General features: G+C 73.4%; 22 protein-coding genes. 9 read left to right on the top strand and 13 right to left on the bottom strand.

The features are described 5' to 3' along the window. Positions 1-164 precede the first annotated feature (164 nt). The 3 genes from ABT345_RS04775 (at position 165) to ABT345_RS04765 (ending at position 2,199) form a co-directional block, all read left to right on the top strand. Positions 165-977, top strand: a complete 813-nt coding sequence (locus ABT345_RS04775) for a carbon-nitrogen hydrolase family protein (protein WP_345081932.1) — start codon at positions 165-167, stop codon at positions 975-977. Positions 978-1,132: 155 nt separating this feature from the next. Then, positions 1,133-1,543: a VOC family protein gene (locus ABT345_RS04770; RefSeq protein ID WP_345081929.1), complete on the top strand. Its 411-nt coding sequence runs from the start codon at positions 1,133-1,135 to the stop codon at positions 1,541-1,543. 62 nt (positions 1,544-1,605) lie between these two features. Next, positions 1,606-2,199, top strand: coding sequence for a DinB family protein (locus ABT345_RS04765; RefSeq protein WP_345081926.1), 594 nt, complete (start codon positions 1,606-1,608; stop codon positions 2,197-2,199). 85 nt (positions 2,200-2,284) lie between these two features. Here the strand turns inward: ABT345_RS04765 and ABT345_RS04760 are convergent, their stop codons facing one another. Genes ABT345_RS04760 through ABT345_RS04750 form a run of 3 tightly spaced genes read right to left on the bottom strand, consistent with a single transcriptional unit; the run spans position 2,285 to position 6,023 of the window. Then, positions 2,285-4,432, bottom strand: a complete 2,148-nt coding sequence (locus tag ABT345_RS04760; RefSeq protein ID WP_345081923.1) for a xanthine dehydrogenase family protein molybdopterin-binding subunit — start codon at positions 4,430-4,432, stop codon at positions 2,285-2,287. Continuing rightward, a complete protein-coding gene (locus ABT345_RS04755) occupies positions 4,429-5,421 on the bottom strand; it encodes an FAD binding domain-containing protein (RefSeq protein WP_345081920.1) in 993 nt (330 codons plus the stop codon). The genes ABT345_RS04760 and ABT345_RS04755 overlap by 4 nt, the downstream gene beginning before the upstream one ends. Further along, entirely contained in the window at positions 5,418-6,023 is a 606-nt protein-coding gene (locus ABT345_RS04750; protein ID WP_345081917.1) for a 2Fe-2S iron-sulfur cluster-binding protein, read from the bottom strand. Before ABT345_RS04750 ends, ABT345_RS04755 begins: the two co-directional genes overlap by 4 nt. Before the next feature lie 329 nt (positions 6,024-6,352). Here ABT345_RS04750 and ABT345_RS04745 point away from each other — a divergent pair, with 329 nt between their 5' ends. After that, a complete protein-coding gene (locus ABT345_RS04745) occupies positions 6,353-6,928 on the top strand; it encodes a TetR/AcrR family transcriptional regulator (protein ID WP_345081914.1) in 576 nt (191 codons plus the stop codon). A 7-nt stretch (positions 6,929-6,935) separates the two neighbouring features. On the opposite strand, the gene ABT345_RS04740 is transcribed toward ABT345_RS04745, so the two are convergent. After that, positions 6,936-7,682, bottom strand: a complete 747-nt coding sequence (locus ABT345_RS04740) for an AraC family transcriptional regulator (RefSeq protein ID WP_345081911.1) — start codon at positions 7,680-7,682, stop codon at positions 6,936-6,938. Between the two features lie 149 nt (positions 7,683-7,831). On the opposite strand from ABT345_RS04740, the gene ABT345_RS04735 reads away from it, so the two are divergent. Continuing rightward, positions 7,832-8,977 (top strand): MFS transporter, encoded by a 1,146-nt coding sequence (locus ABT345_RS04735; RefSeq protein ID WP_345082532.1) that lies wholly within the window; start codon positions 7,832-7,834, stop codon positions 8,975-8,977. Between the two features lie 10 nt (positions 8,978-8,987). On the opposite strand, the gene ABT345_RS04730 is transcribed toward ABT345_RS04735, so the two are convergent. Beyond that, complete coding sequence (locus tag ABT345_RS04730) at positions 8,988-10,382, bottom strand: GNAT family N-acetyltransferase (protein WP_345081908.1); 1,395 nt, start codon at positions 10,380-10,382, stop codon at positions 8,988-8,990. Between the two features lie 120 nt (positions 10,383-10,502). Further along, positions 10,503-12,101: an alkaline phosphatase D family protein gene (locus ABT345_RS04725; protein WP_345081906.1), complete on the bottom strand. Its 1,599-nt coding sequence runs from the start codon at positions 12,099-12,101 to the stop codon at positions 10,503-10,505. A 432-nt stretch (positions 12,102-12,533) separates the two neighbouring features. Here ABT345_RS04725 and ABT345_RS04720 point away from each other — a divergent pair, with 432 nt between their 5' ends. Beyond that, complete coding sequence (locus ABT345_RS04720; protein WP_345081902.1) at positions 12,534-13,280, top strand: GntR family transcriptional regulator; 747 nt, start codon at positions 12,534-12,536, stop codon at positions 13,278-13,280. A 363-nt stretch (positions 13,281-13,643) separates the two neighbouring features. Continuing rightward, positions 13,644-13,892, top strand: coding sequence for a hypothetical protein (locus ABT345_RS04715; protein WP_345081899.1), 249 nt, complete (start codon positions 13,644-13,646; stop codon positions 13,890-13,892). A 356-nt stretch (positions 13,893-14,248) separates the two neighbouring features. On the opposite strand, the gene ABT345_RS04710 is transcribed toward ABT345_RS04715, so the two are convergent. The 3 genes from ABT345_RS04710 to purB all read right to left on the bottom strand — a co-directional run bounded on the left by ABT345_RS04710 (position 14,249) and on the right by purB (position 17,494). Then, a complete protein-coding gene (locus ABT345_RS04710; protein WP_345081896.1) occupies positions 14,249-15,406 on the bottom strand; it encodes an ROK family transcriptional regulator in 1,158 nt (385 codons plus the stop codon). Positions 15,407-15,494: 88 nt separating this feature from the next. Further along, entirely contained in the window at positions 15,495-16,058 is a 564-nt protein-coding gene (gene mug, locus ABT345_RS04705) for a G/U mismatch-specific DNA glycosylase (RefSeq protein WP_345081893.1), read from the bottom strand. Between the two features lie 2 nt (positions 16,059-16,060). Continuing rightward, positions 16,061-17,494 carry an adenylosuccinate lyase gene (gene purB / locus ABT345_RS04700; RefSeq protein WP_345082529.1) on the bottom strand — a complete coding sequence of 478 codons (1,434 nt, stop codon included), beginning with the start codon at positions 17,492-17,494 and terminating at the stop codon, positions 16,061-16,063. Positions 17,495-17,814: 320 nt separating this feature from the next. Here purB and ABT345_RS04695 point away from each other — a divergent pair, with 320 nt between their 5' ends. Together ABT345_RS04695 and ABT345_RS04690 are read left to right on the top strand one after the other, a co-directional pair. After that, entirely contained in the window at positions 17,815-19,161 is a 1,347-nt protein-coding gene (locus ABT345_RS04695; protein ID WP_351320781.1) for a glycosyltransferase, read from the top strand. Further along, entirely contained in the window at positions 19,158-20,795 is a 1,638-nt protein-coding gene (locus ABT345_RS04690) for a hypothetical protein (RefSeq protein ID WP_345081890.1), read from the top strand. Before ABT345_RS04695 ends, ABT345_RS04690 begins: the two co-directional genes overlap by 4 nt. Positions 20,796-20,933: 138 nt before the next feature. Here the strand turns inward: ABT345_RS04690 and ABT345_RS04685 are convergent, their stop codons facing one another. From ABT345_RS04685 to ABT345_RS04670, 4 genes are all read right to left on the bottom strand, one after another. Next, the gene (locus ABT345_RS04685) at positions 20,934-21,623 is read right to left on the bottom strand and encodes a GmrSD restriction endonuclease domain-containing protein (protein ID WP_345081887.1); all 690 of its coding nucleotides are present in this window, start codon (positions 21,621-21,623) and stop codon (positions 20,934-20,936) included. Between the two features lie 306 nt (positions 21,624-21,929). Continuing rightward, positions 21,930-23,024 (bottom strand): HBL/NHE enterotoxin family protein, encoded by a 1,095-nt coding sequence (locus tag ABT345_RS04680; RefSeq protein WP_345081884.1) that lies wholly within the window; start codon positions 23,022-23,024, stop codon positions 21,930-21,932. Between the two features lie 43 nt (positions 23,025-23,067). Then, entirely contained in the window at positions 23,068-24,039 is a 972-nt protein-coding gene (locus ABT345_RS04675; protein WP_345081881.1) for a hypothetical protein, read from the bottom strand. A gap of 350 nt (positions 24,040-24,389) precedes the next feature. Continuing rightward, positions 24,390-26,009, bottom strand: a complete 1,620-nt coding sequence (locus ABT345_RS04670) for a hypothetical protein (RefSeq protein WP_345081878.1) — start codon at positions 26,007-26,009, stop codon at positions 24,390-24,392. Positions 26,010-26,087 lie beyond the last annotated feature (78 nt).

Genomic DNA, 26,087 nt, shown 5'->3' with positions numbered 1-26,087 from the left:
GGGCGGCGCGCCGCCGGGGCGTACGTAGGGCGGCATCAGGACAGCCGGGCGCCGCATCCGGCCGGGACCGGGCTGCGGTCCGCCGCCCCGGCGAGGCACCATGCTGCTGCGGGCCCGCCCGCCGCCCCCGACGCGCCGCACCCGACCCGAGGAAACGGAGCCCCATGCGTATCGCCCTCTGCCAGCTGACGTCGACCGACGACCCGCGGCGGAACCTCGCCCTGCTCACCGAGCACGTCCGCCGCGCCGCCGACGACGGCGCCCGGCTGGCCGTCCTGCCCGAGGCGGCCATGTGCTGCTTCGGCGTACCGCTCGGCCCGGTCGCCGAACCGCTCGACGGCCCGTGGGCGGACGGCGTGCGCGCCGCCGCCGAGGAAGCCGGGATCACCGTCGTCGCCGGCATGTTCACCCCCGCCCCCGGCGGCCGGGTCGCCAACACCCTGCTGGCCACCGGCCCCGGGACGGACGCCTCCTACGACAAGATCCACCTCTACGACGCCTTCGGCTTCCGCGAGTCCGACACCGTCGCCGCCGGGGACCGGGTCGTGACCGTCGACGTCGACGACGTCCGCGTCGGCCTCGCCACCTGCTACGACCTGCGCTTCCCCGAACTCTTCCGGGCCCACGCGGACGCCGGGGCCACCGTCAGCGTGCTGCCCGCCTCCTGGGGCGCCGGCCCCGGCAAGCGCGATCAGTGGGAACTCCTCGTCCGCGCCCGGGCGCTGGACGCCACCGTCTGGCTCGCCGCCGTCGGCCAGTCCGCCCCGGACCCGGCGGCCGACCCCGAGCAGCCCACCAAGGCGCCCACCGGCATCGGCCACAGCATGCTCGTCGCCCCCGACGGCACCGTCCGCGCCCGCCTCGGCGCGGAGCCGGGCACCGTCACCGCCGCCGTCGACGCGGCGGAGACCACCCGCATCCGCCGCGCCGTCGCGGTCCTCGACAACCGGCGCCTGCGGGACGGGGACGTGGGGTAGCGCCCGGCGGGCACGGGCCGGAACGGGCTGGGGCGCACCGCCATTCCGGACGGAAACTGTCCTGAAGGGCAGAGATCCTCGACGTGTCCGGGCGCCGGGGACACCGCCACCGTGCGAGGTCCCCGCGCCACCGTGCCACCGAGAAGGACCGCACCATGCCCCAGACGACCCCCGCCACCACCGCCCCGGCGACCCCCACCGGCACCCTGCTGGGCTCCGGGATCTGGGCCCCCGACGGCGCGGCCCTCGCCGACTTCTACGCCGCGGCCCTCGGCTGGGAGAGCCGCCACACCTTCCACGACGAGGACGGCAATCCGGCCGCCCACCTCATCAGCGACGGCGTCCGCACCCTGGTGTTCTGCACGGCCCGCACCTTCCGCGCCCCGAAGTGGCCGCAGGACGAACTCCCCTTCCACCTCGACCTCGCCTTCGAGGACCCCGCCGCGGCCGAGGAACGGCTGCTCGCCCTCGGCGCCACCCGCCCCGACCACCAGCCCGGCAAGGGCCGCTGGACCGTCCTCCTCGACCCGTCCGGCCAGCCGTTCTGCGTCTGCCGGGCCTCCTGAACCGCCCCGGCGGGCAGGGAATTCCGGGGCCGTTGTCAGTGGCGGGTGGCATGCTTTCCGGCATGGACGCATCGAAGCCGAAAGCAGACCTCCTGCGCTCTCTGCAGGCCGCCCGCGACGCCCTGCTCTGGAAGCTCGACGGGCTCGATGAGTACGACATCCGCCGCCCCCTGACGCCCACCGGCACCAATCTGCTGGGCCTGGTCAAGCACCTCGCCAGCGTGGAACTGGGCTATTTCGGCGAGACGTTCGGCCGCCCGTCCGGCGAGCCCATGCCCTGGCTCGCGGACGGCGCCGATCCCAACGACGACATGTGGGCCACCGCCGACGAGACGCGCGAGCAGATGGTGGAGCTGTACCGGCGGGCGTGGCGGCACGCCGATGCGACCATCACGGCGCTCCCGCTCGACGCCACCGGCCGGGTGCCGTGGTGGCCGCAGGAGCGGGCCGAGGTGACGCTGCATCAGGTATTGATCCATGTGACCGCCGATGCCCACCGGCACGCCGGTCATGCGGACATCGTCCGCGAACTGATCGACGGCGCCGCCGGGATGCGCGACGGCAACACCAACCTGCCGTCGCAGGACGGCGCGTGGTGGAAGGAGCACCGGGCCCGGCTGGAGGGCGTGGCCCGGGAGGCCGCCGGGCGGGGGTGAGGAATCCCGGGGCCCGGCGCGTCGGTCCGGGAACGGCGCCGGGCCCCGGGCAGCACCGCCCGGGGCCCGGCGCCCGGCGATCCGCTCAGGCGCCCGCGCCCTCCGGCCGCTCCACCGATCCCGCCGTCAGGACCCGGTCCGGGCGGATCGGCAGATCCCGGTGGCGGACACCCGTGGCGTGCCAGACCGCGTTGGCGACGGCCGCGGCCGAGCCCACGATGCCGATCTCCCCGATGCCCTTGATGCCGACCGGGTCGTCCTCGTCCACGTCGTCGACCCAACCGGCCTCCAGCTGCGGGATGTCGGCGTGCGCCGCGATGTGGTAGCCGGCGAGGTCCGCACCGACGTGCCCGCCGGTCGCCCCGTCCCGTACCGCCTCCTCGTGCAGCGCCATCGACAGTCCCCAGATCATCCCGCCGAGGAACTGACTGCGCGCCGTCAGCGGATTGACGATCTTGCCGGCGGCGAACATCCCCAGCATCCGCCGCACCCGCACCTCACCGGTGGAGACATCGACCGCCACCTCGGCGAACTGCGCCCCGAAGGAGTGCCGTTCCTTCTGCGACAGCGCGCCGATCGAGGCGCCGGTGTCCGCCCGGGCGGTGAGGCCCTGCGGCGGGACGGTGCCGCCCAGCGCCAGCTTCTCGCGCAGTGCCTGCACCGCCTCGATGACCGCCCACGCCCAAGAACGCGTTCCCATCGAACCGCCGGCCACCATCGCCGGCCCGAAGTCGCTGTCCGCGATCCGGATGCGGACCCGCTCCGTCGCCACCTCCAGCGCGTCCGCCGCGACCAGGGCCAGCGCGGTGCGCGCCCCCGTCCCGACGTCCGCCGCGGTGATCCGGACCGTGAACGTCCCGTCCGCCTCCGCCGTCACCGCCGCGGTCGACGGCGCGACGCCCGACGGGAACCGCGCCGCGGCCGTCCCGGTGCCCAGCAGCCAGCGCCCCTCGCGGCGCACCCCCGGGCGGGGATCGCGCTCCGCCCAGCCGAACCGCCGGGCGCCCTCCTCGAAGCAGGCCAGCAGATTCCGGCTGCTGAACGGCAGCCCGGAGACCACCCCTGCCTCGGGCTCGTTGCGCGACCGCAGCTCGATCGGGTCGATGCCGCACTTCTCGGCCAGCTCGTCGACCGCGCACTCCAGCGCGAACGACCCCGGCGCCTCGCCCGGCGCCCGCATGAAGCTGGGCGTCGGCACGTCCAGCGGCACCACGTGGTTCTGCGCCCGGTAGGCGTCCGGCCCGTACATCACCCGGCCGAAGTCCGCGCTGCGTTCGATGAACTCACGGAACGACGACGTGGCGCAGTACGCCTGGTGGTCCAGGGCCCGCAGCCGCCCGTCGGCGTCCGCGCCCAGCCGCACCCGCTGCACCGTCGGGCTGCGGTAGCCCACCAGCGAGAAGAGCTGACGGCGCGTCAGGACCACGCGTACCGGCCGGTTCAGCACCGTCGCGGCCATCGCGGCGAGCACCACGTGCGGCCGCGTCGCCTTCGCGCCGAACGCGCCGCCGACGTGCTCCGACCGCACCCGCACCGACTCCGCGTCGAGCGAGAACAGCTTCGCCAGCTCGTCCGCGACGAAGGTGCTGCCCTGGTTGGTGTCCACCACCTCCAGCCGCCCGCCGTCCCAGCGCGCCATCGCCGCATGGGGCTCCATCGGGTGATGGTGCTCCTCCGGCGTGGTGTACCGCGCGTCCACCACGACCGCGGAGGAGGCGAGCGCCTGCTCGGTCTCCGCCGTGCCGCCGGTCTCCGCATCGGAGCCGTACGCGGCCGGATGCGTCTCGGAGAACGCCACGTCGTGCGGGTCGGTGGCGTACCGCACCACCAGCGCGTCGGCGGCCTCGCGCGCCTGCTCCGGCGTCTCGGCCAGGACCAGCGCTACCGGCCACCCGACGTGCGGCACCCGCTCGTGCTGGAAGACCTGGAGCAACGGGTCGGCCTTCCCGAGCATGCCGGCGTAATCACCGTTCAGCCGCGGCGCGTTGCCGTGGTGGAGGACGTCTAGGACCCCGGGCATCGCCAGCACCGCATCCGTCTCCACCGCCGTGATCCGGCCCCGCGCGACGGTCGAGACCACCAGCTGCCCGTGGGCCAGCTCCGCGAACGGCACCTCCCCGGCGTACCGCGCCGCGCCGGTGACCTTCGCCCGGCCCTCCAGCCGGGTGTGCGCGGTGCCCACCGCGCCGCCTGCCGTGCGGTTGCCCGCCGTGGTGCCCGTCGCGACCGTCATCGGCCCGCCTCCTCGGTCAGCTCGCCGAGGACGGCCACGACGAGATTGCGCATCAACGTCAGCTTGTATCCGTTGCCGGGCAGCGCCCGCGCCGCGGCCAGCTCCGCGTCCGCCGCGGCGGCGAACGCCTTCGCACCGGCCGCCTGCCCGCGCAGCGCCTCCTCCGCCCGCCGCGCCCGCCACGGCCGGGAGGCGACCGCGCCGAACGCCAGCCGCACGTCGTGCACCACGCCGCCCCGGACGTCCAGCGCCGCCGCCAGCGAACCGATCGCGAAGGCGTACGAGGCGCGTTCGCGCACCTTGCGGTAGCGCGAGTGCGCCGCCACCGGCGCGGCGGGCAGCGTCAGACCGGTGATCAGCGCGCCGTCCGGCAGCGCCGTCTCCCGGTGCGGGGTATCGCCCACCGGCGGGTACAGCGCGTCCAGCGCCAGCGTGCCCGGGCCGTCCGCCGTCTCGTACTCCACCACCGCGTCGAAGGCGGCCAGCGCCACGCCCATGTCGGACGGGTGCACCGCCACGCAGTGCTCCGAGGCGCCCAGGATCGCGCCGTTGCGGTGCTCGCCCTCGATCGCCGGGCAACCGCTGCCGGGGGAGCGGCGGTTGCACGCCTTGGTGGTGTCGGTGAAGTAGCCGCAGCGGGTGCGCTGGAGGAGGTTCCCGCCGACCGTCGCCATGTTGCGCAGCTGCCCGGACGCGCCGGCCAGCACCGCCTGCGCCAGCGCCGGGTAGCGGCGCCGCACCTCGGGGTGGGCGGCCAGCTCGCTGTTGGTGACGGTCGCACCGATCCGCAGCCCGCCGCCGGCGTCCTCCTCGATCCGGTCCAGCGGCAGCTCCCGTACGTCGACGAGGAGCCGCGGCCGCTCCACCCCGGCCTTCATCAGGTCGACGAGGTTGGTGCCGCCGCCCAGCGCCCGCGCCTGGGGGCCGGAGCCCAGCAGCGCCACCGCACCGGCCACATCGGCCGCCCGCTCGTAGGCGAATTCCCTCATGCCGTCACCTCCGTACCGCGGGCACCGGCACCGGAGCCGTCCGCGTCCGGCGCCGCGGCCCGGGCCACCGCCTCGACGATGGAGGCGTACGCACCGCAGCGGCAGAGGTTGCCGCTCATCCGCTCGCGGATCTCGTCCGCGTCCAGCGGCGCCGCGGCGGCCTGTGGGCTCAGGTCGGCGGTGACCGCGCTGGGCCAGCCCGCCGCGTGCTCCTCGATCACCCCGAGCGCCGAGCAGATCTGCCCCGGCGTGCAGTAGCCGCACTGGTAGCCGTCGAGATCGAGGAACGCCTGCTGTACGGGGTGGAGCCGGTCGCCGTCGGCCACCCCCTCGATGGTGGTGACCTCCCGGCCCTGGGTGGCCACCGCGAACTGCAGACACGCCAGCGACCGCCGCCCGTCCACCAGCACCGTGCAGGCACCGCACTGGCCGTGGTCGCAGCCCTTCTTGCTGCCCGTCAGGTCCAGCCGCTCGCGCAGCGCGTCGAGCAGCGTGGTGCGGTGGTCGACGGGGAGGGTGTACGTCTCCCCGTTGACGCGCAGGGAGATGTCGCTGTACGTGGGGGACGGCGCCGACGACTCCGAGGGCGTCGATGGGGGCATGGGTTCAGCCTTCTTTCGCGTGAGTGAGGCGCGGCCGCGACCGGACCCGCAGGCCCGGAGGACGGCATGGTCGACCGGAGGTCAAGCCCTCCCGCCCGGCCGGGACGGTGGGACCGCCCGAGGGACGGGCCGCAGGCACGGGCATCGGTGTGGGCGAAAAGGACGGGTACGGGCGTCGGGTGGCGGTGAAGAACCTGTGCACCGGCGGACTTGCCCATCCACACCGCCCGCGTCAGCCGCTACGGTGGACCAGAGCGGACAGTTGTCCATATCGGGGAAACCTAGCGGACGGTTGTGCGAGCAGCAAGGGCCTTCCGGAAGGAGGACGGGTGCACAACGAGCAGGAACCCGCACTGCGTTCGGACGCCCGGCGCAACCGCGCCCGCATCCTCGACGCCGCGCTCGGCGAACTCACCCGCGACGCCGGCGCCCCGCTCAGCGCCATCGCCCGGCGCGCCGGCGTCGGCCAGGCGACCTTCTACCGCAACTTCCCCAGCCGCGAGTGCCTGGTGCTGGAGGTCTACCGCCACGAGGTCGGCCGGGTCGCCGCCCTCGCCGGTCACCTCCTGCGCACCCGCGCCCCCGAGGCGGCGCTCCGCGCATGGATGGATCACCTCGCCCGGCACGCCATGGCCAAGGCGGGGCTGGCCGAGGCGATCCGCAAGGCCAGCGCCCCCGGCAGCCTCGCCGCTGTCGGGTGCGGCCCGCTCACCGCCGCCGTCGCACTCCTCCTCGACGCCAACACCCGCGCCGGCACCATCCGCCCCGGCGTCACCCCCGACGACTTCCTCCTCGCCATCGCCGGCCTGTGGCAACTCGACCCGTACGGCGACTGGCAGACCCGCGCCGGCCGGCTGCTGGACCTCGTCATGGACGGCCTGCGCACGGGCGCCCCCGGGCCCTGACCGCGGCTCAGCGAAGACCCTGATGGCTGCCCGGGGTATGGCCGAACGCGCGGCGGAAGACATCGATGAATGCGCTCGCGGAGGACCAGCCGCAGCGGTGCGCCACCGTCGTCACCGCCGCGCCCTCGGCCAGCAGCCGCAGCGCGTGGTAGAGCCGCAGCTGCGTCCGCCACTGCGGGAACGTCATGCCCAACTCCCGCCGGAAGAGGCGGCTCAGGGTGCGGGCGCCGCTGCCGGTCGCCGCCCCGAGCGCGGCCAGCGTCCGGGCGTCCGCCGGATCGCGGTGCAGCAGCGCGCAGACCGCGACGAGCCGCGGATCGGTGGGCGCCGGGAGCCGGAACGGCTGCTGCGGCGAGGCCCGCAGCCGGTCGAGCAGCACGGCGCGCAGCCGCCGCCGCTCGGGGGTGTCGTCCCCGCCCTCCCGGGTGTACGCGAGGATCAGCTCCCGCAGCAGCGGATCGACCGCGAGGACCGTCGGGGCGTGAAGGCCCAGCGGGTTGACCGCGGCGGGCAGCCCGAGCAGGTGCAGGGCGAGGCGGCCGTGGGCGCGGTGGGCGTGGACGCAGCCGGCGGGCACCCACAGCGCGCGGTTGCCGGGCGCGAACCACGTCCCGGCGTTGGTGGTCACGGCCACCAGACCGGAGCCCGCGTAGACGATCTGGTGGTCGTCGTGGCGGTGCGCGGCGATCCGCTCACCCGGGGCCAGCGTCCGGGCCCGGGTGGGCGCCTGCGGGGTGTGGCGGATCTCCGGCATAGCTTGGCAATTTAACGGAAGCGTGCCGCGCGGGGGCCGATGACGATGGCCGGGTGACGACACGACGGACCTCATGGTCGCCCCCCGCCCGCCCGGCGCCCGTCGGCCCGCAGCCGGCCGGCCGCCGCACCCCGCGCGCCCTGCGCCCGCTGCCCCTCCTCTCGCTCGGCCACGCCTGCGTCGACGTGTACCAGGGCGCGGTCGCCGCGCTGGTGCCGTTCTTCGTCGCCGAGCGGCACTACACCTACGCCGCCGCCTCCGGGATCGTGCTGGCCGCCTCGCTGCTCTCCTCCGTCGTCCAGCCGCTGTTCGGCGCGGTCACCGACCGGCGGCCGCTGCCCTGGCTGCTGCCGGTCAGCGCCCTGCTGGCCGGTGCGGGGGTGGCCGCCGCCGGACTCACCGGCGGGTACGCCCTCACCCTCGCGGCGGTCGCGCTCGGCGGCATCGGCGTCGCCGCGTACCACCCCGAGGCCGTCCGCGTGGCGCGCGTCGCGAGCCGGGGCAGCCACACCGGGATGGGCTGGTTCTCGCTGGGCGGCAACCTCGGCTTCGCCACCGCCCCGCTCCTGGTCGCCGCCGTCGTCGCCACCGGCGGACTGCGCGCCTCCCCGCTGCTGGCGGTGCCCGCGCTCCTCGGCGCCGTGCTCTGCGCCGTCGCGCTGCGCGCCCTCGCCGCACCGGCGACCGCCTCCGGGGCCGCCCGGACGGCCCGGGCCGCCGCCCGCGACGACTGGGCCTCCTTCGCCCGCCTGTCCGGCGCCGTGGTCTGCCGCTCGATCGTCTTCGTCGGCCTCGGCGCCTTCCTCGCCCTCTACGTGCGCCAGCGCACCGGGGCAGGGCCCGCCGCGGGGGCCGCCGCGCTCTTCGTCCTCTACCTCGGCGGCGCCGTCGGCACCGTCGCCGGCGGCCGCCTCGCCACGCGCTTCGGCCGCCTCCCGGTGGTCCGCTGGTCCTACGCGCTGACCGTCCCGGCCGTCGCCGGCGTCGTCCTCGTCCCGGGGCCCGCGCTGTACGTGTGCGTGGCACTGACCTCGGCCGGGCTGTACGTGCCGTTCTCCCTGCACGTCACGCTCGGGCAGGACTACCTGCCGGGCCGGGTGGGCACCGCGGGCGGGGTGACGCTGGGGCTGGCCGTCAGCGTCGGCGGCCTCGCCACGCCGGTGATCGGCGCCGTCGCCGACGCCACCTCGCTGCAGACCGCACTGCTGCCGCTGATCGCCCTCCCGGCCCTCGGCGGACTCCTCCTGCGCCCCCTGAAGGAGCCCGCGGTGCCCGACCGGGCCGGGGCGGGGTGAGGGCGGTCCGTCAGCCGTGGCCCGGGGACTCGCCGGAGGCGGTCGCCGGGCGGGTGGTGCGCAGCGCCGGTTCGCCCTGCGGCCGGGTGGTGATCACCAGGGTGCCGTCCTCGATCTGGTAGTCGAGCGGCAGGCCCAGGCCCCGCATCGCCGCCACCATCCCGGTGTTGGACGCCTGGGTGATCGCGTAGACGCTCTCGCAGCCCGCCTCGCCGGCCATCTCCACCAGCCGGCGCAGCAGGTCGGCGCCGATGCCGCGCTGCTGCCAGGCGTCCTCGACCAGGAGCGCCACCTCGGTCTCGTCGCCGTCCCACAGCAGGTGCCCGAGCGCCACCAGACGGCCGGACGCGGTCTCCACCGCGAGGGTGCGGCCGTGGTGCGGGCCGAGCAGATGCCGCAGATAGGCGTCGGCGTCGCCGACCGGACCGTGGTAGCGCCGGGTCAGCGTCGCCGCCGAGCAGCGGCCGTGCATCGCCACGGCCGCCGCCAGGTCGTCCGGCCCGGCCCGGCGGACCGTCAGATCGTTGCCCTCCGGCAGCGTCAGCACCTCACGGCGGTGCGGCATCCGCCGGCCCAGCCGGCGGTCCAGCTCGACCAGCGCATGCACCCGCGCGAACTCGGTGGGCGTGAACGGCAACTGCGGCCTCTCGACGATCAGGGAACCCCCGAAGGCGTCCCGGAACTTCATGACGTGTTCCTCCAGCACGCCCTCGGCGGGCAGCGGCTCGGCGGGCCGCCCGCGCAGCGGACGCGCCGGCACCGAACGGATCGTGCACCGGCCCAGCAACTGCCGCAGTGCCAGCGGAAGTTCGGCGGAGTCCAGCGCGGTACGGGTGGCCAGGCCCAGCATCCGGGCCGGGGCGTCCACCAGATCGTGGGTGTCGGCCCGCTCCAGCCAGGTGCTCCGGCCGCCCGCGGCGGCCACCGCACCGGTCAGCTCCTGCGGCGTCAGCGCCCCCGGGGCGCGCAGCAGGAACTCGTCGGCCGTGCCCGCGGCCAGCGGATGGGTCTGCAGGCTGAGGATGTCCACGTGGTGCGCGGCCAGCGCCGTGCACAGGGCGGCCAGGCTGCCCGGGGAGTCCTGGACGGTGGTGCGCATCCGCCACAGCGCCGGCTGCGCCCCGGGCGCCGTGGCACCCGGGGCGGGGGCCGGCGCCGCGGCGCCGGTATCGGACGGCGGCGGCGCCGGATCGTGGCGGCGCGACCAGCGGGTGCGCAGCCGGGCGACGGCCGGCCAGCCGGCGGCGAGCCCGGCGGCGCAGAGCAGCGGCGCCGCCGCCGGGCCGGGGAGCAGGGACCCGGCGGCGGTCGCCGTGGCCGCGGCGGAGACCGCCGCGGTCAGGGCGACGGCGTCCCGGCGCCGGTGGCCCCGCCGGGCGGACGTGTCGGAGGTGGTGTCGGTCATGGCGCCAGCCTCGCCGACCGGTGTTGCCTGGCCGCCAACGTCTTGTGTCCGACGGGTAAAACCCGGTAAGAGGCGCAAGAGGGGCGAAGCGGTCAAGGGGAGCATGCGTGGCATCGGGCTCTACTGTCCTACCCGTCCCGGCTGCAGCACCTTGCTGAAGAGCACCTCGTCGCCCTCCCGCCCGTCGCCCGGACCGCTGTCCCGCCGCAACCGCACCGTCAGCTCGCCGCTGCCGCCGTCGATGTCGATCTCACCGAAGTACTGCGGCGACTCCGCGGGAGAGGTGTTGGCGCGCTCCGGCGCCCGGACGAACGCCTGCCGCGGGCCGAACGTGCCGTCCAGCTTCACCGCCGGGAAACCGCCCGCGTGCAGCGGCCCCGACACGAACTCCCAGAACGGCTCGAAGTCCTTGAACGCCGCCCGCTCGGGCGCGTAGTGCTGCGCCGAGGTGTAGTGGACATCCGTCGTCAGCCACACCGTGCCGGTGATCCGCGCGTGCTTGATGTGCCGCAGCAGCTCCGCGATCTGCAGCTCCCGGCCCAGCGGCGCGCCCGGATCGCCCTGCGCCACCGCCTCGAAGTTCTCCTTGCCGTCCGGTACGACCAGCCCCAGCGGCATGTCCGAGGCGATCACCTTCCACACCGCGCGCGAGCGCGACAGCTCCCGCTTGAGCCAGCGCAGCTGCTCCGCGCCGAGAATGCCCTGCGGGTCGTCGGTCTGCCGCCCGGGCGAGTTGGCGTTGCGGTAGCGCCGCATGTCCAGCACGAACACGTCCAACAGCGGGCCGTGCCGCACCACGCGGTACACCCGGCCCTCGCGTCCGGGCCGCAGCGTACGGATCGGGAAGTACTCGCTGAACGCCCGCAGCGACCGCGCGGCCAGCACATCGGCGTCCTTGACGGTGTAGCGGTCGTCGTCGAGCAACTGCCCCGGGTACCAGTTGTTGTGCACCTCGTGGTCGTCCCACTGCGTGATCGTGGGGACCTGGGCGTTGAACGCCCGCAGGTTGTGGTCCTGGAGGTTGTAGCGGAACGCGCCGCGGAACTCCGCCGTGGTCTCGGCGACCTTCGCCTTCTCCTCGGTCGTCACATTCCGCCAGATCCGGCCGTCGGGCAGGGTCACCCGCGCCTCGATCGGGTTGTCGGCGTAGATGTTGTCGCCGCTGCACAGGAAGAAGTCCGGGTTGCGGCGGCGCATGTCCTCGTAGATGCGGTAGCCGCCCCGGTCGGGGTTGATGCCCCAGCCCTGCCCGGCCAGATCGCCCGACCACAGGAAGCGCACGCCGTCGCGGCGGTGCGCCGGAGCGGTCCGGAACGTGCCGGTCAGCGGCTCCCCGGAGCGCCGCGGGTCGTCCGGGTCGGCGAGCCGCACCCGGTAGTGCACCTGCTGACCGGGCGGCAGGCCGTGCACCGCGGTGACGCCCGTGAAGTCCGTTCCGGCGCCGACCACCGGGCCGGTCCAGGTCCGGGCGTTGCGGAACGCCTCGGTCGCCGCCGTCTCGACGATCATCCGGGCCGGACGGTCGGAGCGCACCCACACCAGCCCCGACGTCGCCGTCACATCGCCGACCTGGGTGCCCCACCGGGCCGCCGGCCGTCCGCTGCGGGCCTGCGCGGGCGCGGCGCAGGACAGGGTGGGCAGCGCCAGCGCGGCGGAGCCCACCGCGGCGCCGCGCAGCAGCGACCGCCGTCCGAATCCGCCGCCGGATCCCGGTGCCATCAGATACCTCCGTGAAGTCGCACAAATGAGCTGACGTCCCGTTCGTACAGCGTCGCGGTGCCCGGTCGGCCAACTCCCGGTGAACTCCGGCCGACCGCCACCACCGCGCACCGGGACATGGTGGCAAGCCCGCGCACCCGGGGCCACCCACCGGAGGGGACCTTGACGGCTCCGCTACACGGAGCAGGGTGACCGCTTTCCGGACTCGCTCCGCTCCGCGCCCGGCGTACGCCGGGCGCCAGGGCAGCGCCCTCGCGTCCCATCCGCCGATTCCCCCACTCCTGGCTCATTGGTCTTGACCAAGGGTGGGGCCAGGCCTATCGTCGGCGATACTGCAACAACCTTTAATAAAGAAGCGCTCATAACCGGTCCGCCCAAGGACAGCGGGAGCGGAGCGCGGCCCTGCGGGACATGGCCGAGGCGGAGGACAGGGTGGGGACCACGCAGCTCGAAACGGTGCCGGAGCCGAAGTACTGGCACCTCAAGACCGTACTCAGCGAGGCGCTGGACTCGGAGTTCTCCGTCGGCGAGATCCTGCCCAACGAGCGTGACCTGGCGGCCCGGTTCGGCGTCGCCCGCGCCACGCTGCGGCAGGCGCTGGAGCAGCTGGAGCTGGAGGGCCGCCTCCAGCGCCGCCGCGGGGTCGGCACCACCGTCGCCCCGCCGCGCGTCGGCGTCGCCGTCGATCCCGCCCGCCACACCTGGCCGGGCGCCGCCGGGGACGACTGGGAGCCCGTCGACGCCGGCACCGCCGACACCCTCCCGTCGCCCGTCGCCCGCCTGCTGGAGACCCCGGCGGGCGTGCCCGTGCACGTCGTCCGCCGGGGCCGCGTCACCGCCGGCCGCCCCGTCGCCGCCGAGCTGCTGTACGTGCCGGCGGCGGTGGTCCCCGGCTGTGCGGAGGTCGCCGCGGTCAGCGCCCCGGCCCGGGCCCGCGCGGTGCTGGACGCCCTGGCCGCCCATCCGCTGGAGGGCCAGGACCGCACCGTCGAGCTGGGCTCGGCCAGCGCCGAGGACGCCAAGGCGCTCGACCGGCTGCCCGGCGCGCCCGTCCTCGTCGTCACCACCCGCTACGTCTCCGGCGGCCGCCCCGCGGCCGTCGCGGTCTCCACCTACCGCGCCGACACCTGCCGCCTCACCTTCGGCGAGAGCGAAGCGGTCTCCCTGCTCGCCGGCTGACCGACGGCGCAACGCCCGGGCCCGTACCGCCGCACGGCGGTACGGGCCCGGGCGTTTTGGGGCCCGCCGCTCCGTACGGCCGCCGCTCTCCGCCCCCTTAGCAGACCGGAATCTTTCGCGAACGCGGAATGGAAAAATCGGAATGTGAACCCCTTGTTCCTTCCTTGAATTTGAAATAAGGATGCCGGGGATATCGTATGCCCGGTCGGGGCTTGAAATGATGGAACCGCTGGTCGAGCGGTCGGTGAAGCCAAAGATCACGCCATTCCCCTTTACGGGGCGTGTGCCGTGAATGAGGAAAGGCGGGCCCGGGTACCCACACAGTCGAGAAAGGCAATTGCAGAAAAACGGGAGGGAATGATCATGGCTGGTCCTTACGGTCTCGCCCCGAATGAGGTCAAGGGTGGTATCCCCACCTGGGCAGGTGGTCGGGAGACCACGGTGAAGGTCGAGTGTGAGGCCGACGGGCGGTTCGAGATGACGGCGGGGGGTTCCCCGACCGAGACCAGCGACGTCAAGAAGGGGAGCAACGAGTTCAAGCGCGGCTTCGGCGGTGTCACGCTGTCGGTCAAGAACCTGACCGACAAGAACATGACGGTGTCGACCGAATAGCCGTGCCCCGTCCCGGGTGTTCGATGCCGGACGAGTGGCCATGAAATTCCGGTCACCGTTTCGAAGGAAGGGAAGTTCGAATTCCTTCGAGGCGTGATGGGGATTTCGGTGATCCGCTCGCGTCGGGCGGCCGGGAAAGCCGGAAGGTGTTCCGCGGGTAATTGCCGAACGGTCGGTGCCGGATTCGTCCGGGCCCGTCGGCCGGCGCCGTATTCCCGGCGCCGGCCGACGGGGAAAAGGCCAGGCGATCGAATGTGACGGCCCATCGCGACAGGGCCGTGAGCGCCGAGACGCAGCAGCGCCCCTGCCCGGCTCCGGGCAGGGGCGCATCCGTGTGTCCGGGGAAGCGCCGCCCCCTACCGGCGCCTCGTCACCGCGCCCTCGACCGCGAAGAGTTCGCCCTCCACATGGTCGAGCGCGAGGCGCAGCGCGCCGGTGGCGACCGCCGTTTCGCCCAGTGCCGACAGCGCCACCTGCGGCGGCCGCAGGCAGTAGCGGGCCAGCTCGTCGCGGAGCGGATCGAGGACCCCCGCGAGCCCGGTCGCCCAGCCGCCGATCACCACCAGCTCCGGATCGAGCGCCAACACCAGCGCCGCCACATGGTGCACCAGCCGCTGCAGGAAGCGGTCCATCGCCTCCTGCGCCCGGGCGTCGCCCTCGTGGGCCAGCGCGAACACCTCGGCGACCTGCGCCTCGTCGAGCGGATGCAGCGGCTTCCCGGTCGTCGACAGCAGCTTCTCCGGCGTGGCCTCCCGCCCCAGCAGATGGAGCGCGCCGATCTCCCCGGCGGCGCCGCCGAACCCGCGGTGCAGCCGCCCGCCGATCAGCGCCCCGGCCCCCGGGCTCAGCCCCGCCAGGACGAAGACGATGTCGTCGCTGCCGGTCGCCGCGCCGGTCCAGTGCTCGGCCACCGCCGCCGCGTTGGCGTCGTTCTCCACCAGCACCGGGCAGCGGAACGAGCGGCGCAGCCGTTCGCCCAGCGGCAGTCCCGTCCAGCCGGGCAGCGCGGTGCCCAGCCGTACCGTGCCGTCCGCCTCCACGATCCCGGGGCTGCCCACCCCGACGGCGCGCAGCGAGCGGCGCGGCACCCCGGCGCGGCGCAGGAGTTCGGCGACGGCGGTGCGTACCCGCTCCAACCGCTCGTCCGCACCGGCCCGTGCGCCGACCGTGCGCTGGGTGGAGTCGACGAGGCGTCCGGCGAGGTCGGACAGGAGGACGGAGACGCGGTGCGGGCCGATCTCGATGCCCAGCAGATGCCCGGCCTCGGTCCGGAACCGGAAGCGGCGCGCGGGCCGTCCCTGCCGGCGCGCCTCCCCCTCCTCGGCGGCCGCCTCGGCCACCAGCCCGGTCTCGATGAGCCCTTCGACCACGCCCTCGACCGTCGGCCGCGACAGCCCCGTCACCTGGACGAGGTCGGTGAGCGTGGGGGAGTCGGCGGCGCGCAGCGCGTGCAGCACCACCGCCGAGTTGATCCGTCGCAACAGGGAGGGGTCCCCGCCGGTGAGCCGCCCCAACGTCCGTCTCCTCGCCTCGATGTGAGGCGGATCGTAGCCGGTCAGCGCGGTCCCGGCGAGCCCCGAAAGCCGGCCGCGGGGAGCCGTCTCAGCCGGTGGGCGCGGCCTCCTCGCCGAACGCCGCGGCCCGCAGCCGCCCGTACTCCTCGGCCATCGCCGCCACCGTCCACCGGGCGTTGAGACCACTGGGGTTGGGCAGCGCCCAGATGCGGGTGGTGCCCAGGGTGCGCTCCTGCGGGCCGATGGCCGCGTGGCGGTCGCCGAAGGCGGTGCGGTACGCGGTGACGCCCGCGACGGCCAGCCAGTGCGGGCGCAGCCGCGCCACCTTCTCCGCCAGCAGCCGGCCGCCCTCGCGGAACTCCTCGGCGCTCAGCTCGTCGGCCCGGGCGGTCGCCCGCGCCACGACGTTGGTGATGCCCACCCCGAACGAGGGCAGCTCACCCTGCTCGGCGGGGGCCAGCAGCCGCGGGGTGAAGCCCGCGGCGTGCAGCACCGGCCAGAAGCGGTTGCCGGGGCGGGCGAAGTGGTGCCCGCACGCCGCCGTCATCAGCGACGGATTGATCCCGCAGAACAGGACCCGCAGGCCGGGCGCCGTCACGTCGGGGACATGACGGCCGCGCGCGGCCTGCAGCTCCTCGGGGGTGAAGCCCATGGTCAGAGGATGGCGCCGGGCGTGTACGCGGCGGCCTCGGGGTGCTCCCCGGCGACCTTCTGGATCCGCTCCACCACGGACGCGACCTGGTCGGCGGCGGCACCGGTGAACGACAGCTTGTCGGCCATCAGCGCATCGAGCTGCGCCCGGTCCAGCGGGATGCGGGAGTCGGCGGCCAGCTTGTCGAGGAGTTCGTTGCGCTCCACGCCCTGCTCGCGCATGGCCAGCGCCGACGCCACCGCGTTCTCCTTGATCGCCTCGTGCGCCTCCTCGCGGCCCACCCCGGCCCGCACCGCGCCCATCAGCACCTTGGTGGTGGCGAGGAACGGCAGGTAGCGGTCCAGCTCGCGGGCGACGACGGCGGGGAACGCGCCGAACTCGTCGAGCACCGTCAAGAACGTCTCCAGCAGGCCGTCCAGCGCGAAGAACGCGTCGGGCAGCGCCACCCGGCGGACCACGGAGCAGGACACGTCGCCCTCGTTCCACTGGTCGCCCGACAGCTCACCGGTCATCGAGGCGTACCCGCGCAGGATCACCATCAGGCCGTTGACGCGCTCGCAGGAGCGGGTGTTCATCTTGTGCGGCATCGCCGACGAGCCGACCTGGCCGGGCTTGAAGCCCTCGGTCACCAGCTCGTGGCCGGCCATCAGCCGGATCGTCTTGGCGAGCGAGGACGGCGCGGCGGCCAGCTGTACCAGCGAGGTGACGACGTCGTAGTCGAGGGAGCGCGGGTAGACCTGGCCGACGGAGGTGAAGGCGCGGCCGAAGCCCAGGTGGGCGGCGATCCGCTGCTCCAGCTCGGCGAGCTTGGCGGCGTCCCCGCCCAGCAGGTCGAGCATGTCCTGCGCGGTGCCGACCGGGCCCTTGATGCCGCGCAGCGGGTAGCGCGACAGCAGCTCCTCCAGCCGCCCGTACGCCACCAGCAGCTCGTCCGCCGCGGTCGCGAAGCGCTTGCCGAGGGTGGTGGCCTGCGCCGCGACGTTGTGCGAACGCCCGGCCATGACCAGCTCGGCGTGCTGGGCGGCGAGCGAGCCGAGGCGGGCCAGCACGGCCACCGTGCGGTCGCGCATCAGCTCCAGCGACAGCCGCACCTGCAGCTGCTCGACGTTCTCGGTCAGGTCGCGGGAGGTCATGCCCTTGTGGACCTGCTCATGGCCGGCGAGGGCGTTGAACTCCTCGATCCGCGCCTTGACGTCGTGCCGGGTGACCTTCTCGCGCTCCGCGATGGAGGCGAGGTCGACGGTGTCGAGGACCCGCTCGTAGTCCGCGAGGGCCTGCTCGGGAACCTCCACGCCCAGATCCTTCTGCGCGCGCAGGACGGCGAGCCACAGCTTCCGCTCCAGCTTGACCTTGTACTCGGGGGACCACAGCACGGCCAGCTCGGTGGAGGCGTAGCGGCCGGCCAGGACATTGGGGATGCGGGGCTTCGCAGTCACAGCAGTCACATGGCCAGAGTCTACTGTCGCTTTCCGCAGGCCAGCGCCCCGGTACCGGCTGTACGTTCCTCCAGGGCCGCCGCCGGTGGCCGCCGCCGGCCCGGCCGTCGTACGGCGGGGCGCGCGCATACGGGTGTGAGACTCGCCGGCGCCCGTGTGGCGCCTGCCGGCGTGGCCGCACGAAGATACGATATGCCCGATAAGAGTAGATAAGGAATATATACCCCAAGTGAGGGGATTGGTGGGTGAATTCCGTGGCGCCCCGCCCGTACGGCCCGGCCGCGTTACCGGTGGCACGCCGCAGATCGATCGTGGCCCGGGTGTACGGGTATCCACCGGATCACAACGCCGGTTCCGAGTGGATGCTGCACTCGATGCTGCGCCCCTTGGCCGAGCGCGGCCACCGGGTCGAGGTATGGCTGTCACACCCGGGGAAGACCCACAAGTCGTACGAGATCGACGGGGTGTACGTGGTGCCCTTCCAGGAGGGCATCGACTTCGTCGCCCGTGCGCACCGGGCGGACGTGCTGGTCACCCACTACGAGAACGTGCCGCTGCTGGCCGGGCTCGCACGGGAGCGCGCCATCCCGCTCACGGTGATCTGCCACGACAACTTCGCCGCGAGCTTCCACAACGCGGCGGGCGCGGACCTGGTGGTCTACAACAGCGAATGGATCCGGCGGGACGGTGAGATCTACTACGCCCGCTACCCGCCGGAGTTCCTGCCCCGGCGCAGCATCGTGGTGCGCCCGCCGGTGATCGCGGACGAGTACCGCACACGGCCGGGCGAGTGCGCGACCCTGGTCAATCTCAATGCCGACAAGGGCGGCGAGCTGTTCTGGCGGATCGCCGCCTGGACCCCGGAGTGGAAGTTCCGCGGGGTGCGCGGCGCCTACGGCGAGCAGGTCATGCCGCCACCGCGGCTGCCCAACTGCGAAGTCGTCGACTCGGTGCCCGGGCAGCAGATGCGTGAGCACGTCTACAGCCGGGCACGGGTGATGCTGATGCCGAGCCTGTACGAGTCGTGGGGCCGGGTGGCGGTGGAGGCGTTCGCCTCCGGCATCCCGGTGATCGCCCACCCCACCCCCGGGCTGGTGGAGGCCATGGGCGCCGCCGGCATCTTCGCCTACCGCGACGACCAGAACGCCTGGATCGATGCCCTGAGGTCGCTCCGCGATCCGGACACCTGGGCCCGCGCCTCCCGCCGGGCCCTGGAACGGTCCGCCGAACTGAGCGCCGCCCACGACCTCGACCTGTGGTGCGAGGCCATCGAATCGCTGGAGGGGAACCGCCGCCACGCCGCCTCCGCCGGGCGCACCGTCCCCCCGTCCGCCGATGCCGGCCCGGCGGGCCCCGGCCCCGAGGACGACCGTGCGGTCGGGGACGGCACGCCCGCCGAGGGCCGGCCCCGGCTGTCGCCCCTGAGCCGGGTGAGACGGGCCTTCGGGGCGCGCCCGGCGGCCGGCCGCACCCGAAGCCATCACGAGCCGGAGCCGCCGCCGTCAACCGGTGCCGGTACGGACCGGGCCCCGGCGGAACCGACGCGCAGCGGGGAGCCGGCCGGCGAGCCGGACCTCGGCCGTTCCGGTACCCGTCACGGCCTTGAGGAACCTCAGCACACCGCGACCGATGCAGCCGGGCTGCAACGAAAGGACGGCACGCCATGACCACTTCCGCGCCAGGGCAGCAGCAGACGCGGTTCAACGCCACGGGCCAGGTGCAGGACTTCCGGGTTCCCGACGGGGTGACCTCGCTCGAAGCCCGCATCTGGGGCAGCGGAGGCGGCGGCGGTGCGCACGCCGGCGGCGGCGGGTTCACCTCCGGGACCGTTGCGGTCACGCCGGGCGAGGTGTTGAAGGTGGTGGTGGGCAGTACCGCCTTCGGCGGCGGGCCCAAGCAGGGCGGGGGCATGAGCGGTCTGTACCGCACCGGGCAGGGCCCCTTGCTCATCGCCGGTGGCGGCGGCGCCGGTGGCGAAGGCCAGGGCGATGTGACGCTGATGGCCGGCGGACCGGGCGGCGGTGCGCGCGGCGGCGACGGGAAGCCCCGGGCCCGGGGGACATGGACGGGAGCCCCGGCACGAGGAGCCGTGGGACCGACAGGCGGCGCCGGGGTGGAGGCCAAGGACCACGACCCGGCGGGAAAGGGCGGCGACCTGGGCTATGACGGTGGGTTCAACGGCGGGCGGGTTCCGCTGCCCGGCATGGGCGGTGGCGGCGGGGGCCCGCAGTCCGCCGCCACCGCCGGTGGTGGGGGCGGCTACGCGGGTGGCGGCGGTGGCGGCGGCTGGGGCGGCGATGCCGGGGGCGGCGGCGCCTACGAATCCGGCGGCGCCGGTGGCTCGGGTTTCGCGTCCGGGCCCGGAGTGACCGGCGGTGTGACGGTCACCGGCGCGGGGCCGAGCGCCGCGGGCAAATCCGATCCGTGGTACCAGGCAGGTGTCGGCGACGCCGGGCAGCCGGGCCAGGTGGTGCTGCAGTGGCACGAGTTCACGGTGGCGCCCGGCGGCCCGCCGGACGTGCAACTGGTGCAGGCCGGGCCGGTCGGATATCCGGGGGTGCGGGTCGACGGCGGCGCGGCGTTCGCTCCGGTGCCCGTGACGGTGGCCCTGCCTCCCGGCGGCGGCCTGCTCTTCGGCACCCAGGCACTCCCCGACTACCAGCTGACCGTCCGGAACGCCGCCGGACCGACCCTCCCGCCCTACAGCGGCGTCCTCTCCCCGGACGGGGCGTCGCTCCACTTCTCGGACGTGGACCTGCAACTGCCCGGGACGTCGGTGATGTGGGTCGCGGTGAGCGCCGAGCACGACGCCGTCCTCGGCGTCACCAGCCTGCCCTTCACCGTGGGAGGCAAGACCTCCCCGTCCACGCCGGTCGTCGTCCAGCCCGGCTTCGTCCTCTCCCCGGGCGACGGCCCGCTGCCCCTGGCCCGGGGAGGCGCGGCACTCAGGTACCCGGGGGTGAAGGTCGTCAACAAGGGCGCGCACGCCCTTCCCCTGCAGACCGTCACGGCGACGCTTCCGGCCGGGGCCGGCCTGGCGTTCGGCACGCCGTCCGCCCCCGACCACCAGTTGACCGTCCAGGATGCCGGCGGAAGGACCAAGGCGTACCCGGGGACCCTCGCCACCGACGGACAGTCGCTCACCTTCACCAACGTCGACCTCGCCATCCCCACCGCCACCTCGCAGTCGGTCATGTGGGTCTGCGTGAGCGCCGGCGGCGACGCGCCTTTGGGCCCCACCGCCGTCGAGTTCTCCGTCGGCGCCCGGACCTCGCCGTCCACCACCCTCGACATCGTCTGACCGGCACGGCACCACCGCGAGTGGCGGCCGCCCCACCGGCAACGCGGCCACTCCGGCAGGACGTACCCGCGAACCTGCCTCCGCAGCAGTGGAGGCAGGTTCGCGGGTACGCACACCTGACCGGCCGTCAACGGCCCATCAGCCGGTGGGGCAGGTGTCGAGCATCGAGTCGAGAGCGTCCTTCTCGGGCTGGGTGACCCTCAGCCCGTACACGTACTTCGTGTCGCCCCAGGCCCGCGCGTACTCGCACCAGTACGAGACGAGCGGCGGCTTCCACTGGTCCGGGGACTGGTCGCCCTTGCTGCGGTTGGACGAGGCGGACACCGCCACCAGCTGCGAGTGCTGCAGATCGTTGGCGAACGCCTTGCGCCGCGCGGTGTCCCAACCGTCCGCACCGGACCGCCAGGCATTGGCGAGCGGCACCATGTGGTCGATGTCGAGGTCCCTGGCGTTGGTGAACATCTTGTCGTCGTAGGGGGAGGTCCAGGTGCCGGAGACGGCGTGGCACTGGCTGTCGGCGACGACGTCCTGCCCGTCGCGGGCCAGGACGATCTCACGGGTGTCGCAGGTGCCGCCCTGACCGATCCAGTGGGGGAACTTGGCGCGGCTGTAGCCGTCCATCGAGTGCGGGGCCTCGACGACGAGGTCCTCGATCTCGGTGCGCACCTGAGCGGCGGACGGCGGGGTGGGCAGGGCCCGGCGACTGTGCGTCAGTTCCGCGGGGGGCGCGGGCGCGGCGGAGGCGGGTGCGGCGGCCAGCGGGCCGAGCAGGCACGCGAGGGCCAGAGCGGTGGTGGCGGCACGGAGCCGCCGGCGAAGGCTGATCACGCGGCCGTTCGTACCGCGGCCGGGCCGCCGGGTTGCGGTTCACAGCCCGTTGGTGGGCGAGCCGGTCTTCCGGATTGACCCGCCATGACGCCGATCGGTGGACATCGGCCGGCGGGTCGCTGAAGGGCCGGGCGGCCGGAGCGGGGGCACGACGGCCGGAACGGCTTGCCGGTTCACCCGGCAAGCCGTTCCGGAATTCGGGGTCGAAGAGCTGTCCCGCCGGGAATTGCGGGTCGGCCCGCAGCATCAACCCTGAGAATCAGCCCTCAGAGTCAGCCCTCAGAGTCAGCCCTGAGAAATCAGCCCTCAGATGTTGCCGAGCTGGCCCTGGACGAGGTCGCCGGTGGGCTGGGTGGGGCTGGTCACCAGCTGCGGGCTGGTGAGGTTGCGCTGCATGGCCTGGATCTTGTCGAGGATGGGGTCCCGCTGGCTGTCGGCCACCTGCATGCGGAACTTCTGCATAATTCCGCTCGCTTGGCTGCTCTTCTCCACCTGATCGGCGAAGCTGTCCAGGGAGGTTCGGAGATCGGTCCATCCATTGGCCGCGCTCTGGGCCGAAGTGGCTGCCTTGGCCGCCTCGCCGCCGAGATCGGTCAGCCCGGCCTCGCACGTCTGGAGCAGCTTCACCTCCCCCTGAATCTGCTGCTGCTTGGCGATGATGTCCCGCTTCTGGTTCTCCAGGCGCGCCAGTGTCTGCCCGTTGTTCCTCCCCATTCCCTTGACGAGCAGCACACCGCCGCCGATGGCCAGCCCCAGGGAAAGACCTCCGGTGAACACCGCACCGAGGGTGCCGAGGGCGATCAGGGCCAAGCCGCCGACGATGGCGAGCCAGTTCGGCGCCTTGGAGGAATTCGATCTGATCTGGCTGTTCACGCTGTTGAGCTGATTGCTCAGATCTCGCAGGACGCCTTGGTTGCCCCCTACCACGGCGTTCAGTTTGGCGGCGTACTCGGTGAACGCCTTTCCGCTGTTCGTGAAGTCGTCGCGGAGCTTCTGCATCGTCCTGACGTACTGCTGTGCCTCGGCCGCTATCCTGCCCACGTCGTCCCGGATGCCGCGGAGTATTTCCGCCAGGTCATCTTTGTCCTGTACCTCTTGGGAGATCTCGATGAGGGATCTCTGGAGGAGGAAGTAGTCGTGGGCCGCGTTGAGCATTCTCATGGATTCCGGCTGCACGGTGTTGAGGTAATACCGTGCCGTTTCCGCGGCGCTGTCCAGTTCCTTGTTGATCCCGATGGCGTGCGGCTTCACCTGGCTGCTGCAGCGGCTCGGGTCCAGCTTCTGCTGCCGCGTCACACTCATCGCATACGACTGGACGACCGCGGCCAGTCCGCCCTGCTCGACGACCGCGTTTCCGGCGCTCTGCTGGAGTTCGACGCTTGCCTCGATCTGCGTGGTCATGATCTCTCCGCTCTCCTTCGTCCGCTGCTGTCGATGCCTCGCGTCAGCCGTCGGTGATCGCGGCCCGCAGCCGGTCCGCCTGCTTCTGCAGCGCTTCCCACTTGACGGCGGCCTCGTCGATGGGCCTGACCAGGCGGGCACCGTCGCCGGGCCGGTCGTGCTGCGCCGCGGTCGCCGTGTACTCCGCGTGCACCTCCTGCCACATGTTGGCGACGGCTCTGGCCGGCCCCGCGACGGCGCGCACACTGCGCACATAGGCGTCGCAGTCCGAGCTGACCTTCGCCAATTGCTGTACTCCGGCCTGCTGCTCGGCGAGCTGCAGATGGAGCGCCGCCAGTTTTTCGCTGTCCGCACGGAGCTTCCGCAGCGCGTTGACGACCTTGGCGGGCGGAGCCTCCTCGCCCGGCTCGCGGACGTTTCCCGGACCCCCCGCTGCCTGGTCCCTGTTCCCGATGCTCTTGAGAGCTTCCGCGACGGAATCGAGGATCTTCCGCATTGCCCGGCCGGAGGTGTGAGACGCCTCGATGACGTCGTCCAGGTCGTCGCTCACGACCTGCTGCATCTCCTTCAGCGCGCGGTTGGTGTCGGCGATTTCCCCCTTTCCCGCGGAGAGTCGCGTGATCGCGGTGGCCGTGGCGCTGGTCAGCGCCGCACCCGCGGCCTCCGCCTGCTTGCAGAATTCCTCGTACATCGCGGCGAAGTCATCCGCCAGCTTCCGGAACTTCTCGAAGTCTTCCGCCGTTGCCCCGAGAAGCGCGGCCGACTGATCAGGGGCCGCCGCGACGAACTTCTGAATGGCGCGGAAAGTGGTGGCCGCACTCTGGGCGTCACCGAGCCGTTTGATGACTTCCGGCACGTGCGCGTTCAGGAATTCTTGAGCGCTCTCCCTGACCCCTTCCTGAGCCGCCTGTACTTCCTGCACCGCGCTTTCGCTCGAGGGGGGTGCGGCCCCCGCGGCGGTGTTGACGAGACTCCAGGTCTGCGCGGCAAGAGCTGCCGTCACCAGCTTGTCCATGGCGCGGCTCAATGCGAGCGGGTCGAGCGACCCGGCCACCGCAATGGCCTGTCCGGCCCTTGGTGTTGACGCCATACATTCCTCCCACGGTTGAAGGCCGTAAGTGCGGGATCAGATGATTCGGTGCGCCCCGTCATCGGGAGCGTCTCATGCGGCAGTGACTCGCGCACGGCGAGGAAACGGCGTTCACATCATGGAGCGCATGACGGGTTATCAGTCAGGTGCGGAGTGCCAATTCGGCAAAAGATGCCGAGAATTGGTACTCGGCGGTTACCCGACGGTGCCGCTCCGCGAGCAGCGGCACCGTCGGCGAGGAAAGGGAATGCTCCTGCTGTTGCGTACCACTCCGGCTAAACGGTCACCTCCACGGGTGTGGAGGCGCTCTGATGGCCGCCTACGTTGAACGTCAGTGACGAGATTCCCAGGGGGGCACTCGCGACCGCGCTGACGCCCACGTAGAGGACATAGTCCGACCCGGGGCTCGGCGGGGCGACGTTGGTGAAGGTCAGGCTCTGACCGTCCGGGGAGAGCGTTCCGGTGTAGGGCGGGCCCGGGTCGTTGAGGACCGTCAGCTGAATGTCCGGCAGGCCGGGTTGCCCCCATTGCAGTCCGGCGCCCGGGGGGAGCGTGACGGTGACGGTCAGCGGGGGGACCGCTCCCGTGCCGTTGTTGGTCACCTTCACCGCCGGGTAGCGGGTGATCCCGCCTCGCGTCAGCAGCACATCCGGCGGCCCGCCGGGCTCGACCGAGAGCGGCGGGACGACCACGGCCGTGCCGACGTGTACCGGGGTGGAATCGGAGGTCTGGCCGCCGACGGTGAAGCGCAGCGCGGTGTCGCCGGGAACGGCGGAAGCGGTGGCGCTCACGCCCACCCACATCACCGTGGGCCCGGGCAGCATCAGATCCACGTCCGAGAAGGCGAGCGAGCTGCCGTCCGCCGACAGCGCTCCCACGTACTGGACCGTTCCTCGGCTGAGGTGATGCACGGTCAGCTGGAGGTCCGGGAGCGTCTGGGTGCCGAAGAGCAGACCGTGGCCGGCGGGCAGCTCCACCGTGACCGGCACCGGGTTGACCGCCGCGTTGCCGTCGACCTGCACTCCCGGGTACTTGACCGGTCCACCCTGCACCAGATCCACGTCGGGCGGCCCGCCGGGTGCCACGGTGAACCCCGTCCACTGCAGCACCACTTGGCCGCGCTGGTCCGCGTCCCCGACCGGAGACTCGTACAGGGCGTCGTTCCTGCCTCCTGCCTGGGGACCCGTGCCGGGCACGCTGCGTCCGCCGGCGACGGAGCCGTCGACGAAGCTGCTGCCGCCACCGCCGCCGCTGGCCCAGCGCGTCGGGAAGCCCGCGTCGACGCCTCCGCCGCCGCCCGCGTAGCCGGCTCCGCCGCCGGTGAGGCCGCCGTCGCCCGCGCCGCCGCCTCCTCCCATGCCCGGGATCGGGACCTGCCCTCCGCCGGTTCCGCTCGCGTTGGAGAATCCGTCCTGGCCGGTGTTGCCCCCGCGCCCGCCGCGTCTGCTGTCCACGGACGCGTTGGCGCCGCCCGACGCATCCGACGCGCCACGCGCCAGGATCCCCGACGCCGCCGCGGTGCCCGCCTGACCGTCGGCCCCGGTGGCGCTCCCGCCGGGACCGCCGTGCGCGTCGCGGATGTTCACCGAGTAGCCTCCGCCGCCGCCTCCCGCGATCAGGAGCGGGCGTCCCAGCCGCTGACTGAACAGGCCGCTCATCCCGCCCCCGCCCTTCGAGCCGCCGCCCAGGTCGACGACGACCTGCAGTGTCTCCCCGGGCTGGACGGCGATGTCCCCGGTGACGAATCCGCCGCCGCCTCCTCTGCTGCCCTTTCCGCCGCCGCCCCAGCAGCGGGCGTTGATCGTGGTGACGCCGGGCGGGACGGTGAAGTCCTGGACGACGCCGGAATGGTTGAAGCGTTGGAGGTTGGTGTGGAGAGCGGTTTGCTGAGGCATGGCGTGACGTCCTTTCGTTGAGCCGTGCCAGGGGTGGCATGGATGCGCTGTGTTCCGCTGCGTGGTACGAGGAGCCGT

The sequence above is a fragment of the Streptomyces sp. NPDC000404 genome (assembly GCF_040300365.1).
In the GTDB taxonomy this organism is placed as follows: domain Bacteria; phylum Actinomycetota; class Actinomycetes; order Streptomycetales; family Streptomycetaceae; genus Streptomyces; species Streptomyces ramulosus.
This window is presented reverse-complemented; position numbering and strand designations above follow the sequence as displayed.

Bases quoted from the DNA above. Each gene is read 5' to 3' on its own strand.
- ABT345_RS04775 (WP_345081932.1), top strand. From the start codon at position 165: ATGCGTATCGCCCTCTGCCAGCTGACGTCGACCGACGACCCGCGGCGG.
- ABT345_RS04770 (WP_345081929.1), top strand. From the start codon at position 1,133: ATGCCCCAGACGACCCCCGCCACCACCGCCCCGGCGACCCCCACCGGC.
- ABT345_RS04765 (WP_345081926.1), top strand. From the start codon at position 1,606: ATGGACGCATCGAAGCCGAAAGCAGACCTCCTGCGCTCTCTGCAGGCC.
- ABT345_RS04760 (WP_345081923.1), bottom strand. From the start codon at position 4,432: ATGACGGTCGCGACGGGCACCACGGCGGGCAACCGCACGGCAGGCGGC.
- ABT345_RS04755 (WP_345081920.1), bottom strand. From the start codon at position 5,421: ATGAGGGAATTCGCCTACGAGCGGGCGGCCGATGTGGCCGGTGCGGTG.
- ABT345_RS04750 (WP_345081917.1), bottom strand. From the start codon at position 6,023: ATGCCCCCATCGACGCCCTCGGAGTCGTCGGCGCCGTCCCCCACGTAC.
- ABT345_RS04740 (WP_345081911.1), bottom strand. From the start codon at position 7,682: ATGCCGGAGATCCGCCACACCCCGCAGGCGCCCACCCGGGCCCGGACG.
- ABT345_RS04730 (WP_345081908.1), bottom strand. From the start codon at position 10,382: ATGACCGACACCACCTCCGACACGTCCGCCCGGCGGGGCCACCGGCGC.
- ABT345_RS04725 (WP_345081906.1), bottom strand. From the start codon at position 12,101: ATGGCACCGGGATCCGGCGGCGGATTCGGACGGCGGTCGCTGCTGCGC.
- ABT345_RS04715 (WP_345081899.1), top strand. From the start codon at position 13,644: ATGGCTGGTCCTTACGGTCTCGCCCCGAATGAGGTCAAGGGTGGTATC.
- mug (WP_345081893.1), bottom strand. From the start codon at position 16,058: ATGGGCTTCACCCCCGAGGAGCTGCAGGCCGCGCGCGGCCGTCATGTC.
- ABT345_RS04690 (WP_345081890.1), top strand. From the start codon at position 19,158: ATGACCACTTCCGCGCCAGGGCAGCAGCAGACGCGGTTCAACGCCACG.
- ABT345_RS04680 (WP_345081884.1), bottom strand. From the start codon at position 23,024: ATGACCACGCAGATCGAGGCAAGCGTCGAACTCCAGCAGAGCGCCGGA.
- ABT345_RS04675 (WP_345081881.1), bottom strand. From the start codon at position 24,039: ATGGACAAGCTGGTGACGGCAGCTCTTGCCGCGCAGACCTGGAGTCTC.
- ABT345_RS04670 (WP_345081878.1), bottom strand. From the start codon at position 26,009: ATGCCTCAGCAAACCGCTCTCCACACCAACCTCCAACGCTTCAACCAT.